The sequence below is a fragment of the Nitrospirota bacterium genome (genome assembly GCA_015233895.1).
In the GTDB taxonomy this organism is placed as follows: Bacteria; Nitrospirota; Thermodesulfovibrionia; order Thermodesulfovibrionales; family Magnetobacteriaceae; genus Magnetomonas.
This window is the reverse complement of sequence record JADFXG010000046.1, coordinates 1-16,247: the sequence shown is the minus strand read 5'-3', so window position 1 is coordinate 16,247 and position 16,247 is coordinate 1. Positions and strand designations below refer to the sequence as shown.

General features: G+C 40.9%; 16 protein-coding genes. 13 read left to right on the top strand and 3 right to left on the bottom strand.

Features of this window, described 5'->3' with window-relative positions:
- On the bottom strand, positions 1-802 hold an 802-nt coding region (locus HQK88_16610; protein MBF0618422.1), incomplete at its 3' end, for a formylglycine-generating enzyme family protein.
- A gap of 459 nt (positions 803-1,261) precedes the next feature.
- Between HQK88_16610 and HQK88_16605 the strand changes: the two genes are divergently transcribed.
- From HQK88_16605 to HQK88_16585, 5 genes are read left to right on the top strand one after another with little or no spacing between them, the layout of a single operon-like run.
- Positions 1,262-3,172, top strand: a complete 1,911-nt coding sequence (locus HQK88_16605; GenBank protein MBF0618421.1) for an adenylate/guanylate cyclase domain-containing protein — start codon at positions 1,262-1,264, stop codon at positions 3,170-3,172.
- An 11-nt stretch (positions 3,173-3,183) separates the two neighbouring features.
- Positions 3,184-3,969: an ABC transporter permease gene (locus tag HQK88_16600; protein ID MBF0618420.1), complete on the top strand. Its 786-nt coding sequence runs from the start codon at positions 3,184-3,186 to the stop codon at positions 3,967-3,969.
- Entirely contained in the window at positions 3,966-4,637 is a 672-nt protein-coding gene (locus HQK88_16595; GenBank protein ID MBF0618419.1) for an ATP-binding cassette domain-containing protein, read from the top strand. The genes HQK88_16600 and HQK88_16595 overlap by 4 nt, the downstream gene beginning before the upstream one ends.
- Positions 4,625-5,566: an MCE family protein gene (locus HQK88_16590; protein MBF0618418.1), complete on the top strand. Its 942-nt coding sequence runs from the start codon at positions 4,625-4,627 to the stop codon at positions 5,564-5,566. Before HQK88_16595 ends, HQK88_16590 begins: the two co-directional genes overlap by 13 nt.
- A 2-nt stretch (positions 5,567-5,568) precedes the next feature.
- On the top strand, positions 5,569-6,441 hold the full coding sequence (locus tag HQK88_16585; GenBank protein ID MBF0618417.1) for a tetratricopeptide repeat protein: 873 nt from the start codon (positions 5,569-5,571) through the stop codon (positions 6,439-6,441).
- A gap of 45 nt (positions 6,442-6,486) precedes the next feature.
- Here the strand turns inward: HQK88_16585 and HQK88_16580 are convergent, their stop codons facing one another.
- Entirely contained in the window at positions 6,487-6,999 is a 513-nt protein-coding gene (locus HQK88_16580; GenBank protein ID MBF0618416.1) for a Uma2 family endonuclease, read from the bottom strand.
- Between the two features lie 144 nt (positions 7,000-7,143).
- On the opposite strand from HQK88_16580, the gene HQK88_16575 reads away from it, so the two are divergent.
- From HQK88_16575 to HQK88_16560, 4 genes are all read left to right on the top strand, one after another.
- The gene (locus tag HQK88_16575) at positions 7,144-7,347 is read left to right on the top strand and encodes a type II toxin-antitoxin system HicB family antitoxin (GenBank protein ID MBF0618415.1); all 204 of its coding nucleotides are present in this window, start codon (positions 7,144-7,146) and stop codon (positions 7,345-7,347) included.
- Positions 7,344-7,538, top strand: coding sequence for a type II toxin-antitoxin system HicA family toxin (locus HQK88_16570; GenBank protein ID MBF0618414.1), 195 nt, complete (start codon positions 7,344-7,346; stop codon positions 7,536-7,538). Before HQK88_16575 ends, HQK88_16570 begins: the two co-directional genes overlap by 4 nt.
- Positions 7,539-7,564: 26 nt before the next feature.
- Positions 7,565-10,174: a response regulator gene (locus HQK88_16565; GenBank protein ID MBF0618413.1), complete on the top strand. Its 2,610-nt coding sequence runs from the start codon at positions 7,565-7,567 to the stop codon at positions 10,172-10,174.
- A 187-nt stretch (positions 10,175-10,361) separates the two neighbouring features.
- Positions 10,362-13,268, top strand: a complete 2,907-nt coding sequence (locus HQK88_16560; protein MBF0618412.1) for a response regulator — start codon at positions 10,362-10,364, stop codon at positions 13,266-13,268.
- A gap of 37 nt (positions 13,269-13,305) precedes the next feature.
- On the opposite strand, the gene HQK88_16555 is transcribed toward HQK88_16560, so the two are convergent.
- Positions 13,306-13,713, bottom strand: a complete 408-nt coding sequence (locus tag HQK88_16555; protein MBF0618411.1) for a response regulator — start codon at positions 13,711-13,713, stop codon at positions 13,306-13,308.
- Between the two features lie 162 nt (positions 13,714-13,875).
- Between HQK88_16555 and lexA the strand changes: the two genes are divergently transcribed.
- The 4 genes from lexA to HQK88_16535 all read left to right on the top strand — a co-directional run.
- Positions 13,876-14,490 (top strand): repressor LexA, encoded by a 615-nt coding sequence (gene lexA, locus HQK88_16550; GenBank protein ID MBF0618410.1) that lies wholly within the window; start codon positions 13,876-13,878, stop codon positions 14,488-14,490.
- Between the two features lie 6 nt (positions 14,491-14,496).
- Entirely contained in the window at positions 14,497-14,739 is a 243-nt protein-coding gene (locus tag HQK88_16545; GenBank protein ID MBF0618409.1) for a hypothetical protein, read from the top strand.
- Positions 14,736-15,974 carry a DNA polymerase IV gene (gene dinB, locus HQK88_16540; protein MBF0618408.1) on the top strand — a complete coding sequence of 413 codons (1,239 nt, stop codon included), beginning with the start codon at positions 14,736-14,738 and terminating at the stop codon, positions 15,972-15,974. Before HQK88_16545 ends, dinB begins: the two co-directional genes overlap by 4 nt.
- Positions 15,975-16,100: 126 nt before the next feature.
- A partial coding sequence (locus HQK88_16535; protein ID MBF0618407.1) for a hypothetical protein occupies positions 16,101-16,247 on the top strand: 147 nt, incomplete at its 3' end.

Here is a 16,247-nt window from a genome sequence, read left to right as displayed (position 1 = left end):
AACGATGGCCAAAAGATGGAGTAAGCCCTACTCTATGTGAGCTTCTGATGCCTAGCGGCCCGTTGCTCCAACCGCCGCCACGCTCAACACGATACTCACCTACGCCTTCATATATAGGATTACTTTTGGGTAGCTTGCTGTATGCCTCTGCATTATAAACATCCTCAACCCATTCCCATGCATTACCCAGCATGTCATAAAGCCCATATGCGTTTGGTTTAAAACTCCCTACCGGTGCTGAAACTAAATATCCATCGCTGCAGTTAAAAGATGTCCATTTAGGAAAGCTTTTCTTAGCGGTGGCATCTGCCACGTTTGCATACTTACAGGCCTCAGCGTTATCATTTCCCCAGTAACGGCTTGACGCTGTACCACCGCGTGCTGCATATTCCCACTCGGCCTCTGTCGGCAGTCTGAATGTGTGGCCGGATTTCGATGAAAGCCACTTTGCATACGCTGTTGCATCATCCCATGAAACATTTACTACCGGCTGCTTGTCTTCGTTTAGAGTTAGTCTTTCGAATTTGCCGCTGTCATGGCTTGAACGGAATTTTCTAAACTGTTCGTTGGTCACTTCATACTTACCCATCGAAAAATCACTTACGCACACCTCATGGGCAGGCCTTTCATTGGGATCTCCCTCCCCAGTCGTATCTCCCATCTGAAAACACCCGCCTTTTACAGACACAAACTCCATGCCGGTTACCGTCTCTGTTTCACCACAGACAACGGCTGGATATCCAGTAAATAACACCACTGATAAGATTGAAAAAGAAATGATTATCAACACCCTTATAGACATCTTTGACCTCCTGGCATTTTAATTGTTAATAAGTCTCACCCACCCTTAAAAACAGAGTTGTATAACTAATTAAACAACCTGCAACAGTACATCTTTTACTTACTATCTCACCCCCTTTTTTCTCGTCTTAATTTACGCCAATAAGTCCTGTGTACGCACATATAGCATCAAAGCATATAGAATTAAATTCTTCAACCTTCTTGTGATAAATATCACAAGTCCTGTAAGGTTGCGGCAGAATAGCATAAATAAAATAACATTGTAAAGAGGTTTATAAAATAATTTTATAATTTAATAACACATCTTGTCTTTTTATCAATTTAAATGATAAAATCGTTTAACTTCAAGTATTTAAACTTTAAAAAGTAGAACTTTTTTTTGCGTTTATAAAAGTGTAAAGAGAGGTTTATTTTGGAAATCAGGCAGATGAGAGCCGTTATGAGGACAACTCTTTAGGTTATGCGGCACTTTATAAAATTTATAAAATCAAAGCATTTTGTAAGTTTTGTCTTAATAGCGATTGTCTCGTTTCTTGTTATTTTAGCAAGAGAGAGAGGATTTACTGACAGGATAGAGCTTTTAATCTATGACCGGTACCTGAGACACAGTAGCTCAGACACAAAACCTGATAACAGGATCGTATTAATAGAAGCTACTGAGGCTGACATACAAAAACTCCAGATGTGGCCCATGGACGATGAGACTATGGCTTACATGTTCGAACATATCTTTAAACAGGAGCCATGTGTTGTAGGGCTTGACATATTCAGAGACATACCGGTACCGCCTGGTGGCAAAGAGCTGCTACAGGTGTTTCATGAGCATAGCAATATTATTGCCATTAAAAAACTCGGAGATGCCGGAACTCTCCCCATTGCAGCCCCCTATGTGCTGAAAGACCCTGAACGGGCTGGATTTAATGATATGCCTGTGGACACTGACAGTATCGTCCGGCGAGGACTAATATTTCTCGATGACGGCAAGACATTTTTTACATCATTTGCCATGCGGCTGGCAGCATTTTACCTTAAAAATAAGGCAATTGTGCTCACCTCAGACGCAGCAACAGGGTTTATGAAACTTGGTAAGACTGTTTTTGTACCCCTTAAGCAAGGTGACGGCGGATATACGGTGGCGGATATGCGAGGATATCAGTTTCTAATTGATTTTAAAGGAGGACCTTTTAAAACGTTCACTCTGGCAGATGTTCTCTCCGACAGTATTCCTCCGCAGGCTCTGAAGGAAAAGATTGTAATCGTAGGTGTTACTGCAGGCAGTATGAAAGATTTTTTTTACACGCCTCTTGGCGGCAGTAATATGGGAAAGGGCACGCCGGGGATGCTCCTTCATGCTAATGCAGTAAGCGAGCTTATCAGATTTGCTGAAGGTGACAACAGTCCTGTAAAATTTCCATCTGAAACCACAGTCATAGTGTGGATTATTTTTTGGGGGATGATAGGGGGCACTCTCGGATTTTTTTTCAGGACGTTTTCAAGGTTAGTCGTTGCGGCTCTTTGCAGTTTATCTGCTATTGTGGCCATAACGTTTTTTGGTTTTATATCCGGTTGGTGGATTCCGGGAGGTGTGCCCATTTTATCATTTATCTTTTCCGGAGCAGCAATCACCGCTTATATGTCTAAAAAGGAAAAGGCTGAAAGACACATGCTTATGAATCTCTTTGGTAAACACGTATCTAAAACAGTGGCTCAATCGCTTTGGGAAAATCGGGATGAGTTTATAAAAGATGGCAGGCCATGCCCCAAAAAGTTGACTGCTACCGTGCTTTTTACTGACTTAAAGGGATTTACTTCTGTCTCTGAAAAATTTGACGCCGCAGGACTTATGAACTGGCTCAACGAGTATATGGATGCGATGGCTGGTATGGTTTTAAAAAATGGAGGGGTCGTTAATAAATACATAGGGGATGCCGTCATGGCAATATTTGGTGTGCCGGTAGAGAGAACCACGGATGAGGAAATCTCAGAGGATGCTATAAACGCCGTCCTGAGCGCTCTTGGTATGGAACAGGAGCTTATAAAGCTAAATGAGAAATGGGCAAAGCAGGGGCTGCCCAAGACCAGTATGAGAGTGGGGATTTTTACAGGCCCTCTGATTGCCGGATGTCTTGGAAGCTCCGAACGCCTTGAATATACTGTAATAGGGGACACGGTTAACACTGCCTCAAGGCTTGAGAGTTTTGATAAGGATCTCGAGGATGAAGAGTTTGCAGGCAGACCTTGCAGAATTTTAATAGGCCAGTCCACATACAAATATACCAAAGACAAATTCTACGCTAAACAAGTCGGTGAGGCATCGCTTAAAGGTAAAACGGAGAAAGTTATTGTCTATAGAATAGGCGGACTTGCGTGAGTGTGTTTTAGATGAAACTATTTTCAGAGACAGCACTAAGTATTGGAAAATCAGTAACTAGTTCATTTGCATATCTGATACATTTTTTTACTTTTTTCCTTGTAACTATAATCCGCCTGCCCGCATTGCGCATCGGGCCGGTCAGAAGTCTGCTCTACAGACAGATATACTTTACCGGAATTGAGGCCTTCAGTAAGATTGCCCTCATTGGGGCATTTATCGGCGTGTTAATTGTTTGGCAGGTCAAAAGCACAGTGGGTTCAGATGCGGTGCTTACCGGTAAACTTTTGATTAGCACTGTTGTAAACGGGATAGGCCCCCTTCTTGCAGCGTTTCTGGTAATAATTCGCAGCTCTGCTGCTGTGGCCTCAGAGCTTGGTTCGATGTCAATTAATAAAGAAATTGAAAGTATCCAAATTATGGGAATCGAGCCTCTTGAATATCTGATACTACCAAGAATTGTCGGGATCACCATTTCAGTTGTCATGCTTACTTTCTATCTACAGGTTGTTTCCATCGGCAGCGGCATTTTAACGTTTTCTTATCTGCTTGATGTGTCTTTTTTTAAATACTTTAAGAGTATTTTTTCTGTTTTAAGTTTTAAGGCCATAGTTATATCCTTTATAAAGAGCTTTTTCTTCGGCACTGCCATTTCAACTATATCGTGTTATCAGGGCATGATGGTTGAATCCTCAATAAGGGAAATTCCCCGGGCTACCGTGGCAACCGTTATGCAGAGCGTGTTTGTACTGTTTTTTTTGGAGGGATTGATAACCCTCAGTTTCTCACAACTATGATTAAGTTTGAAAATGTTTATTACAGGGGATTTAAAAATGTTTCGTTTGAACTAAAGGACGGTTCCATGACTAAGTTGCTTTTAAAGACAAATGATGACAGGGCTGATTTTTTGCACCTTTTAACCGGTTTTAGCGTACCTGACTCCGGTAAGGTTTATATTGACAGCAGGGGCATTGCGGCAGTGTCTGAAAAAGAAAGAAACAGGATGATAAAAAATTTAGGGATAGCTTCATCAAAATTAGCCTTTATCAGTAACCTCAGCATCTTAGAAAATATAACGCTGCCGGTGAAATACCATAAAGGGTTGAAACTAAGAGAGATAGAGGATCGTCTTGTAGTGCTTTATGAAGAGCTTGGGCTTGACAGAGAGGACTTACGGGCATATGTTTCAATGCTGCCGTCTGCTCTTAGTGACGGGGAAAAACAAGTCGCAGCACTTTTAAGGACATTGTTGATGGATTGCCGGATAATTGTGTATGATTCTATATTTGCCGACGTAGCCGGTGACACAGTGAAGAGGATGGTCACTTTAACTATGGATTACCACCTTAAGCTACCGGGGAGAGTTTCACTTTATGTATCATCACGGGAGCATTCGTTAAAAGAGATAACCAACTGCATGACTTTTAAGCAGACAGGGCATGGATTTGTGGAATGGACATCTTAAAGAGAACTGATCAGAGATTTGAAAACATAGAACGAAAAGTAGGGATTTTCATTCTTACCGGACTAATCGGCCTTGCTCTTGCTCTCATATACATGGGATATAAGCAGGATTTCTTTACTGCTAAAACAATTCTCTATTTCTACACAAGCAGCGGCAAAGGGCTTTACGAGGGACAGCAGGTCAGGTTAAGCGGATTTTCCATAGGTAACGTGGAAAAACTCAACTTAGACGACATTGCCCGCCTGAGAGTATCCTTGGCCATAAAAACAAAATATCTTAAATGGATAAAGAAAGATTCTGTTGTGACTTTGACTAAGGATAGTTTTATAGGGGACTCCGTGATAGATATAACAACTGGAACTAAGGTTAGCGGCAGTGTCAAAGAGTACGATACCCTTGAGTTTATCGCTGATAAGGATTTTAAAGTAATGATAACTGAGCTTCGTGATGAGATAGTCCCTGTACTTTTGGATATAAAAAATATAATCAAATACATCAACGATCCAAATGGAGACTTAAAACAGTCAATTGGCAACTTTCGTGTGTTCAGCTCCGAACTCATAAAGACCGGAGCTCATCTTAATGTTTTACTTAAGGATACCGATGACCTCGTTAAGTCTAAGAACAAAGAATTAGCAGATATGATGCAAAGTACCACCCAACTGGTACAAAGGGTGGACGCATCCCTGCCGCCAATAATTAAAAAGATTGATAAGAGCGTGGATGACATAAATAGGATAACCACTGATGTCAGCAAGATGACACTATCTGCATCGGATGACGTCCCGGCCATAGTGAAAAAGGCTAAGACAATAGCAGGGAGCACTGATGAGCTAACGGACTCGGTTAAGAAGATGTGGCCCTTCAGATCTTATATAACCCCTCCGTCACAAAAACTCCCTAACACAGACAGCAGCGGTTTTAAATAAACATGAATATCAGGCTAAGTGCATTATTATTTTTGGCAGCACTGCTTATAACTGTCGCAGGCTGCGGCTCTGCCCCTGTTGTATCTGATTCTGAGGCTAAAGCTATAAAACTTGCCACGGAGGCTGACTCCGAATTTAAAGCTGGGAACTACCAAAGAGCGCTTAAACTCTATGAGGCCGCGCTTAATGTGGACTACTCCTATGAAAACGAATACGGGATAGGGGTCAATATAATAAATATTGCAAGGGTTTACAGAGAGATTGCCAAACCTGAGGATGCACACAGATTTCTGGAGATGCTATTAGAGAACAATACTCCCCCTTTTTCGCTCCCTAATGATGTCTTAGCTGAGGCAGCGTTCCTAAACGGTTTGATTTATTTTGAGGGAGGCAATCAGACCGCAGCAGCAAAATGGGCAGATACCGCTCTTAATAACTGTATAAAAAGTTGCACAACAGCCGGAAAAATCTATAATTTAAAAGCCAGACTGGCTCTCGATAAAAAGCAGTACAGCGAAGCTCTGCTGCTTGCTAAAAAAGGGGCAGAGTTAAACAAGGCACCGGAGCAAAAAAATGAGCTCTCAAACTCATTCAGAATAATGGCTAAGGGGTACGAAAACCTGAATAAATTTAACGATGCCGTCAAATACTACACTTCCGCTCTGCAAATAGACAAGGCGCTTGGAGAGGGACAGAAGGTTGCCGCTGACTTAATGGGACTGGGGACAACTTTCCTTAAAGAAGGGAATAAACAAGAAGCTCAGAAATATTTCCAGCGTGCACTGTTGTCATATCAGGGACTGGCCGATGAGAAAGGAATCGCTACAGCCGAGGATATGCTGAAATCTCTTAATGTAAATGATAGTTCCCCGTAATCCGAAAGTAATTGCTACATTAAAGGTGTAATATGCAACCGCTGGCTACTCAAACACATCTTTGATATTAACCTCGAGTCCGTCTATGACCTTAGATTTAACCACGCCCTCAAGTTCTGCAAAGGAATATGTCTTATACTTACCATCTTCTATGATTAGAATCTCAACAGCGTTAAACTCCGGTATGACTATCCAGTACTCCGGCACCCTGTATTTTTCATATATTGCTCTTTTTACGGCTGTGTCTCTTACGTAGGTGCCTGAAGAGACTATCTCACATACCATATCCGGCACACCTCTTACCCAATCCTGAAAAATAGCCATATTCTCTTTCCGTATGAATAATAAATCTGGCTGCAGCCTGTTAATCTCCTCTTCAAAGATTACATCAAGAGGGGAAACGCACAATTTGCCCACATTATTTTTTTCTAAATGGAAAAGTATTATTTTTATGAGATTCAATACAATATCCTGATGTTTTCCAAACGGACTTGGCCCCATAATTTCCTCTCCCTCAATTATTTCCGTCAAGTCTAAGTCTCTTTCAAGAGTCTCCATAATATTAAGTATATGAACAGATATGCGGTTTTGTCAACAACGATAAATCACTCTTGCCAAAGATTTTACCGTTTTTATCACAATAGGTTATAATGCCGTTAGATGGTTTTATAATAATGTAAATCCAAAAAAGGGGTAGAAACTATGAAACTAAAAGTAGTGGTACATGAGGCAGAGGAGGGAGGTTACTGGGCAGAAGTACCGGCAATTCCAGGCTGTGCAACTCAAGGTGATTCATTTGATGACTTGTTAAATAATATTTACGAAGCAGTAGAGGGCTGTTTGTCTGTGGACATTAAAGACATTACCATATCAGGTAAAGATAAAGTTTTAGAGATAGCTGTTTGAAGGCCATAAGTGGAAAAGCACTGTGCCGTCTTCTTGAAGAAAATGGATGGCAACTCAGACGTGTTAATGGAAGCCATCATATTTACGCTAAGGACGGTTTTATTACACGTATTTCTGTTCCAGTACATGGAAATGAGCCTCTTAAGACCGGGCTTCAAAAACATCTTATTAAAATCGCTGGAATTAACTAAAACAAATTCTATAGACGGAGCTGAGTATGGATGTGCTGTTACAAGAAGAAAATAGTCAAAATAATTGCTTAATACAATCCGTGATAAATCAGGTATTGCTGGTATCGCTTGAACCAATTTCCTTAGAGGAACAATTACAAAAGATACTTGAAATAATCAGTAATATCTCATGGCTTTCAGAAAAAACTACCGGATGTATCTTTTTAATAGAAGACAATCCGGATATTCTTGTAATGAAGGCTCAAAAAGGAATTTCCACAAAACTATTTAATTTATGTGGTTATCTGCCATTAGGAAAATGTCTGTGCGGGCGTGCAGCCAAAACAGGTAAGATTATATTTAAATCCTCGTTAGATGAAGAGCATGAGATGATATTTGAGGGTATGCAAGACCACGGACATTACTGTATCCCTCTGATGTCCGGTGAGAAGGCGTTAGGTGTTATAAATCTATATACACTTAAGGGGCATAAACGAGATGTTTTAGAGGAACAATGTTTGGCCTCAGTAGCAAATATAATGACTGGAATAATTGAACGTAAAATCTTAGAAAAAATGCTTGAAGGAAAAACCGAGGAGTTACTCAAAGCGAAAGAGACTGCAGAAAAAGCAAACAAAGCAAAGAGCACATTTTTAGCTAATATGAGCCATGAGTTTCGTACCCCCATGAACGGTATAATTGGAATGACTAACCTTGCGCTGGATACTCTCCTTGATACAGAACAGAGGGAGTATCTCAGCATAGTTAAAAACTCAGCAATGCACCTGCTTGATATTTTAAACGACGTACTTGATATATCTAAAATAGAAGCCGGTAAGATTGACATAAAGGTGGTAGATTTTAATTTGTTTACAGCGATAAAAACCACGATAGAACCTATGGCAATTACGGCAACCAACAAAGGGCTTAAATTTAATGTCGAAATATCACCGGATGTGCCTGCAGCTTTAAAAGGTGATATAGGCATGTTGAGACAGGTGCTGGTTAATCTAATCGGTAACTCTCTGAAGTTTACAGAGAAGGGTAAAATAGAGTTAAAAGTGGCTATGGCTCAAACGCCATTAAAAATGGAACCTTCAGCTCCTGATGAACCACAGATGCTGCACTTTTTAGTCTCCGATACCGGAACAGGCATTCCCAAAGAAAAACAGGATATAATTTTTGACACATTTACCATGCTTGAAGATGTTGCATCCAGGAGGTTTGAAGGTACAGGGCTGGGGCTTGCCATAGTAAAAAAGATTGTAGCAATATTTGGAGGCAGGATTTGGGTGGAAAGTGAGTCAGGTAAGGGCAGCACCTTCCATTTCACCGCAGGGTTTTTAAAATCAACCAACCCTGACTTTGCAGCTACATGTGAAGGGAAGATTGAATCCAGAAATAAGCGCATACTTGTAGTTGACAGTAATAACTCAACAAACAAAAAAATAGCCGATATGATACGCAGCGAGGGATTTCAGGTTGATACAGCCACAGGTGGTTATGAAGCCTCAGGTATCCTTAACTTTTCAGCACAGAAACATGATATTGTAATTGTAGATTTCCAGCTCTCCGATATGGACGGATTTGCATTTTCAAAAAACATGAAAACTATTGAAAAACTATCGCAGGTTAAAATAATCATGCTTGTATCGGCTGATTTAAAAGAAGTTGATGCACAATGCAGGGAATCCGGCATTTCCGGCTACGTAGCCAAACCTATTTATAAGTCTGATTTAATTGGAATACTCTCTAAGTTAATAGAGAATTGGGATAACTCTGAGGCTCCATTGTTAACCCGTTATATGGTGAAAAAATCAGGAGAGTCACTTCAGATTTTGTTAGTTGAAGATAATATCGTAAATCAGACACTTGCCATTAAACTTTTGCAAAAAAATGGGGTTACACCGGTTGTGGCAGAAAATGGACGCAAAGCAATAGAAAAACTCTCTAAAACCCGTTTTGATGTAGTTCTTATGGATGTGCAGATGCCAGAGATGGATGGTTTAGAAGCAACTAAGCGTATAAGAGGGGCAAAAGAGTGTGAGATAAATAAAGACGTGCCTGTAATTGCAATGACTGCCAATGCTCTGAGAGGAGACAGGGAGCGCTATCTTGAAGCAGGAATGACTGATTATATTTCAAAACCGTTGGATGCGGATGAGTTATATGCTTTAATTGAAAAACACAGTGCCTACGGACAAGCAATGGCCAAAACACCTTTAATTGAGCAAGAATCCACTACACAGCCTATGGGTTTACAACAACCAGCTCAACGGATATCTGTAATGTCACTAAATATAGAGAAACTACTAAAGAGAGTTAGAAATGATGAGGCTATCATCAGGGACATGTGGCAGGCGTTTGTTGAGGATGCTCCAGGACAGGTAGCTTTTCTTAAAAAACTGTTTGATGTAAAAAATGTAGTAGAGCTAAAAAAGCAGATTCATCTGATTAAGGGAATGTCTGCCAATGTTAGCGCCTCAGCACTTAAAAGTGAAGCCTTTAGAATGGAGGTAGCACTCTCAAAAATGAATGATGCCTTCAATGATGATACTAAAATGCAAACTTTTATAGAAAATATACAATTTGAATTAGAGAAGGTTTTGAAGGAGATTAACACTTACCTTTCAAAGCCCGTGGGTAAGATGTTCTAAAAGAGAAGATTTGTAGTTTTAGCGTTTGAAAATAATTTTGGCTCTTTACATACTTGTTTTGACAAAGAGCCAGAAAAGTGATACAATGCAACAGAGGCGGACAGGACTGTCTTGGTAATGCTTAACAGAGCACCGTGTTTTATGTGTGTATGAGGGTGAGCGATTTAATGGTTATCTGGAGCTGATTATGGAAAATACCGACACTTATAAATTACATTATGCATATCTTCTCAGAATAATAATTTTAATTTCTGTTCTATGGACAGTCATTGTCCTGGGATCACTTGTATGGAATATTTTTGACAGACATAAAGATCTTATGTGTATTGCAAAAAAAGAAGCTATTGCAAATTTAAACAAAGACCTTGCATTTGGAAATTGGGTGGCCAGCCATGGAGGTGTCTATGTCCCCCCAGACAACATAACGCCACCAAACCCGCATCTTACTTTTGTTCCAGACAGAGACGTAGTTACAAATACAAACAAAGCATTAACACTTATGAATGCTGCTTATATGTTCAGACAGATGATGGCTGACTATGATGTACTATATGGCGTGAAAGAGCATGTTACGAGTCTTAGGTGCTTAAACCCTATAAATAAACCTGACGAATGGGAAACTAAAGCGCTTAAGGCATTTGAATCCGGTAAGAGAGATGATATATTTGAGGTAACAGCAATTAACGGTGAGCCTTATTTGCGTCTGATGCGCCCTATGATAGCAAAGAAAAGCTGCCTGAAATGCCATGGCCATCAAGGTTATAAAGTTGGGGACGTTCGCGGTGGTATAGATGTCTCTGTGCCTATGACGCCTTATCTCAAGATGGAGAGACATTATATATTGATTATGGTATTATCACACTTTTTATTTTTGTGTTTGGGACTTGCCGGTGCATTTGTTATTTTAAAAAAAGGTAAGAAGCTAATAATAAGAGAAACACAAAGCAAAGAGGCATTAAAAGAGAGTGAGAAAAACTTAATAAACTTAAATAAAGACCTTGAAGCAAAGGTCATGGCAAAAACAGAAAAACTACGCAAAGCAAAAGAGTCGGCAGAAGAGGCAAACAAAGCAAAAAGCGCATTTTTAGCCAATATGAGCCATGAGTTTCGCACTCCTATGAATGGCATAATTGGAATGACTAACCTGGCCCTTGACACTCTCCTTGATACAGAACAGAGGGAGTACCTTACCATAGTTAAAAACTCATCAATGCATCTGCTTGATATTTTAAACGACGTACTGGATCTATCTAAAATAGAGGCCGGTAAGATGGATATCAAGGTGGTGGATTTTGATTTGCTCACAGCAATAAAAACCACGGTAGAACCGATGGCACTTATCGCAGCCAATAAAGGGCTAAAGCTTAATGTGGAAATATCATCGGATGTGCCGACAGCTTTAAGAGGAGATGTGGGGCTGCTTAGACAAGTGCTGCTTAATTTAATCGGGAACTCAATAAAATTTACAGAGAAGGGTAAAATAGAGTTAAAAGTGAATCTGCCCTCCACTGCTTTAGAAACAGAACCTTCAGACTTTGAAAAACCTCAAACATTGCAATTTTCAGTTTCCGATACCGGAATAGGAATTCCAAAAGAGAAACAAGATATAATTTTTGACACCTTTACCATGCTTGAGGAGATTGCAACCAAGAGGTTTCAGGGCACAGGGCTGGGGCTTGCCATAGTGAAAAAGATAGTGGCAATGCTTGGAGGCGATATTTGGTTAGAAAGTGACACAGGTAAGGGTAGCACCTTCTATTTCACCGCCGGGTTTTTAAAATCATCAACCCCCTCCACAACCACCGCTCATAAGGAAAAGATTGAATTTAAGAATAAACACATACTGGTAGTGGACAGTAACGCTACCACAAACCAGAGAATTGTTGAGATGCTGAAAAATGCGGGGTTTTTTACCGATTCGGCTTTAAGCGGCTACGAGGCATCGGGTAAACTTACCTTTTCAACTATTAAATACGACATAGTTATTTTAGATTTTCAACTGGCTGACATGGACGGTTTTGAGTTTGCCAAGAATATGAAATCCATGGAAAAGCTGTCGCAAGTTAAAGTAATTATGATATTAGCAGCCGGCTTAAGAGGAGATGACGTACAGTGCCGTGCTCTTGGCATTTCAGGGCTTATAACCAAACCAATCTATAAATCTGATTTAATGGAAATCCTTTCGCTTCTGACAGCAAACTGGGATAACCCTGAGGCGCCGTTACTGACTCGCCATATGGTGCTGGAGTCAAGAAAGTCACTTAACATTTTGGTAACCGATGATAACGTAGTAAATCAAACACTTGCAGTTAAATTGCTGGACAGACAAGGGTATATGTCTGTTGTAGCAGGAAACGGACAGGAGGCAATAGAAAAACTCTCTAAAACCCGCTTTGATATAGTCCTTATGGATGTGCAGATGCCTGGGATGGATGGTTTAGAAGCAACAAAGCACATAAGAGGCTCAAAAGAGTGTGAGATAAATAAAGATGTACCAGTCATAGCAATGACTGCCAATGCACTAAGAGGAGACAGGGAGCGCTATCTTGAAGCAGGAATGACTGATTATATTTCAAAGCCGCTGGATGCTGATGAGCTATATGCTTTGATTGAAAAATATACGGCGTCATTACAAGTAAAGCCTGAATCTGAATCCACATCGGATGATATTTCCTCCGTTGCCAACCCTGTGGTTACAAACCGTCCGGCTCAACGTACCTCAGCAATGTCATTAAATATAGAGAAGCTGCTAAAGAGAGTTAAAAATGATGAAAATATCGTCAGAGACATGTGGCAGGCGTTTGTTGAAGATGCTCCCAGACAGGTAGCTTTTCTTAAAAAACTGTTTGAAGAAAGAAGTGTCGGAGAGTTAAAAAAGCAGGTTCATTTGATTGAGGGAATGTCTGCCAATGTTAGCGCCACAGCGCTTAAAAGTGAGACCTTTAGAATGGAGGTAGCTCTCTCAAAAGTAAATGATACCTTGGCCGATGATAAACAAATACAAACTTTCGTAGAAAATATACAATTTGAATTAGAGAAAGTTTTAAAAGAGATGAACACTTATCTTGCAAAGCCTGCGGGTAAGATGTTCTGAAGTGCGGCTGCAGTGGCAACCAGAGCCAGAGCCGTCTCTATTCTTTGGATACTCCGTATTTTTCAAGAATTTCAGCCATTTTTTCTAAATCAATTGGTTTTATAATGTAATCATTACACCTGACAAGACGATTGCGGCTGGTAGTGTGGTAGTTTTGAAGGAAATCCAAAGCTGTGGTTATAATAATTTTGGCCTCGTTTTCAGATGTAATTTTCATAGATTTTTCTTTAATCCGCATCTTTCCTAATGCTGTAAGGCCGTCCATCTCAGGCATCATAACATCAAGACAAACGATACTATATGGTTGATTATTTTCCAAAGCGAGTGTGAAAGCAGAAACCGCCTCCGCTCCGTTTATTACAACATCTACATCTCCGTAATCTTCTAAAAAACGCTGCAACATTGTGCGGCTTGCAAAGTCATCTTCGGCTACCAGTATTCTCATAAAGTAAACTCCCTGCCTGTATTAGCGACCAACCTCCAAAATAAATGCTAACACACTTCATAAATAAAAGCAACACGCGCAATTCAGACAAAAAAACTCTTGACACATACCGAACAAATGTATTATAGTACAATTGTACGCTATATTTAAGGAGGTGGTAAAGTGACAGAGCATGGAAAGGAACTAACATACAAACAAAATGAAGTCCTTGAGTTTATAAAGGAGCATATTACAACGATAGGGTATCCTCCGACAATACGGGAGATATGCAGCCGGTTTGGGTTTAGAAGTCCGGTATCGGCAAAACATCACGTGGATGCCCTTAAGAGGAAGGGGTATCTAAGGCAGGAACCACTTAAACAAAGAGCGCTGGAGGTCTCCGGCATGAGAATGCCAAACCTGCAGAAAATCCCCCTGCTTGGTACCGTACGGGCTGGAAACCCCACTCTTGCCATTGAGGACATAGAGGAGTATCTTGATATAGATAAGAGCCTCTTTAACCTGGCGGCTGGTTTTGCACTGAGAGTAAAAGGGGACAGCATGAAAGATGCCGGCATACTTGAGGGCGACATCGTGTTTGTGGATAAGGACAGGGTTTTGGCAAATGGAGACATTGGCATAGCAATGATAGGAGATGAAGCAACGGTTAAGAGGATATACGCAGATGGTGCACGTGTAAGATTAGTGCCGGAAAATAAAAACATGGAGGCCATCACTGCAGATGCCGCAGATGTGCTGATAATTGGCAAGGTGGCCGGTGTTGTGAGGAGGTTTTAGTAACTCATGGTGTATGTTGGAGAGCGCATAACTGTACTTGCCTCCTTTGGCGTTGATACAAAACTAAAACCATTAAAGTTTAAATGGTCAAACCAAACAGTGGAAATAAAAGAGATAACGTACTTTTGGCAAGACAGAGAGGGAGATGCCCGGATTTATCACTTCTCAGTAACCGATGGATGTGCCGTCTATGAGTTAAGTTTTAACAGCCTTTCAATAGTGTGGATGCTGGAGAAAGTTGAGGCATGATGCCAAGTGGCATGAAAATTATAATGCTCATAGATATGGATGCCTATTTTGCGTCAATTGAGCAAAAGTCCAATCCGCATCTTTTAGGAAAACCCATAGGGGTAATCGGCTCAAACAAAAGAACGATAATAACCACGGCATCCTACGAGGCCAGAACACGCGGCGTTAAGACCGGTATGAATATCTACGAGGCCAAAGCGGCTTGCCCTGAGATTATCCTTGTTGTCGGAAACAACAGAAAATACACTTACACGTGCTCGGAGCTGTCCAGAATCTACATGAAGTACACCCCCGATGTGGAGGTGTACTCGGTGGATGAGGCGTTTCTTGATGTGACTGACACACAACATCTGTTTGGCGGTGCTATGAGGATAGGGGCAGAGATAAAATCCGAAATCAAAAAACTCTTTGGAATAAATGCAACTATAGGGATAAGTTATAACAAGCTGATGGCAAAACTCGTGTCCGATTTATCAAAACCGGATGGTCTTAAGATGTTAACAAAAGAGGAGTCTAAAGCAATGCTTGCAGACCTTCCCACAAAGGAACTTTGGGGAATAGGCAGACATATGGCTGAGAAATTGAGGGCAATAGGGATAAACACCTGCGGGGAGCTTGGGCGCGCCTCATCATCAATGCTAAGAAGCCGCTTTGGCATAATCGGTGAGCGGCTTAAGGCTATGGGACAGGGGATTGATGACTTAGCAGTATCATCACATGAGCTCCACGGCACAGGAACAGTTAAATCCATAGGGCACAGTATGACCCTACCAGGAGACATCTGGCGAAAAATTGAGATAGAGGCATATCTGCTAAAACTTTCAGAGATGGTGGGGGCACGGGCAAGAAAACATAAATACATGGGTTCAGTCATTACTGTGACGATAAGATATAAAAGTTTTGAAACCTATACAAGACAAAAGAAATTGAGAGTATATACAAATGACTCTCACAGCATATTTTCAACCGCTATGGAGATAATAAAAGAGCAGCGGCTTAAAGAGCCGATACGCCTGCTCGGTGTAAGCCTGTCAGGACTGACAGAGGACACGGGGCAGATTTCGTTATTTGAGGAAATTAACAAAAGACGAGCACTTCTTAACGCTGTGGACAGCATAAATGACAGATATGGAAGCTCCACTGCAGGTTGGGCGCTTTATGCGCTAATGGAAACCAACACCGGCGTCATATCCCCGACCTGGAGACCAAACGGCATACATAAAGGTTACATCTGATGACTGAATCTTCAATCCGTGCTGCCATTAAAAAGCAGAGAAGCAAAAGTACGCCACTTTGATTACACAGTAGTACCGACAAAATAGCGTGAATGGTTTTCCACAATTGTGTTACTGTGAGATAAAATGTCAGGGCGATACGATAAAATATTAAAAGAGAGCCTGCGCGGTGTGCTCCATGTATTAGTGTCAGAGGTACTGGGGATAAAAGCCAAATCAATTCGGCCATTAAAAACTAAACTACAAGTCACTGATGAAAGAGAAGCCGACTTT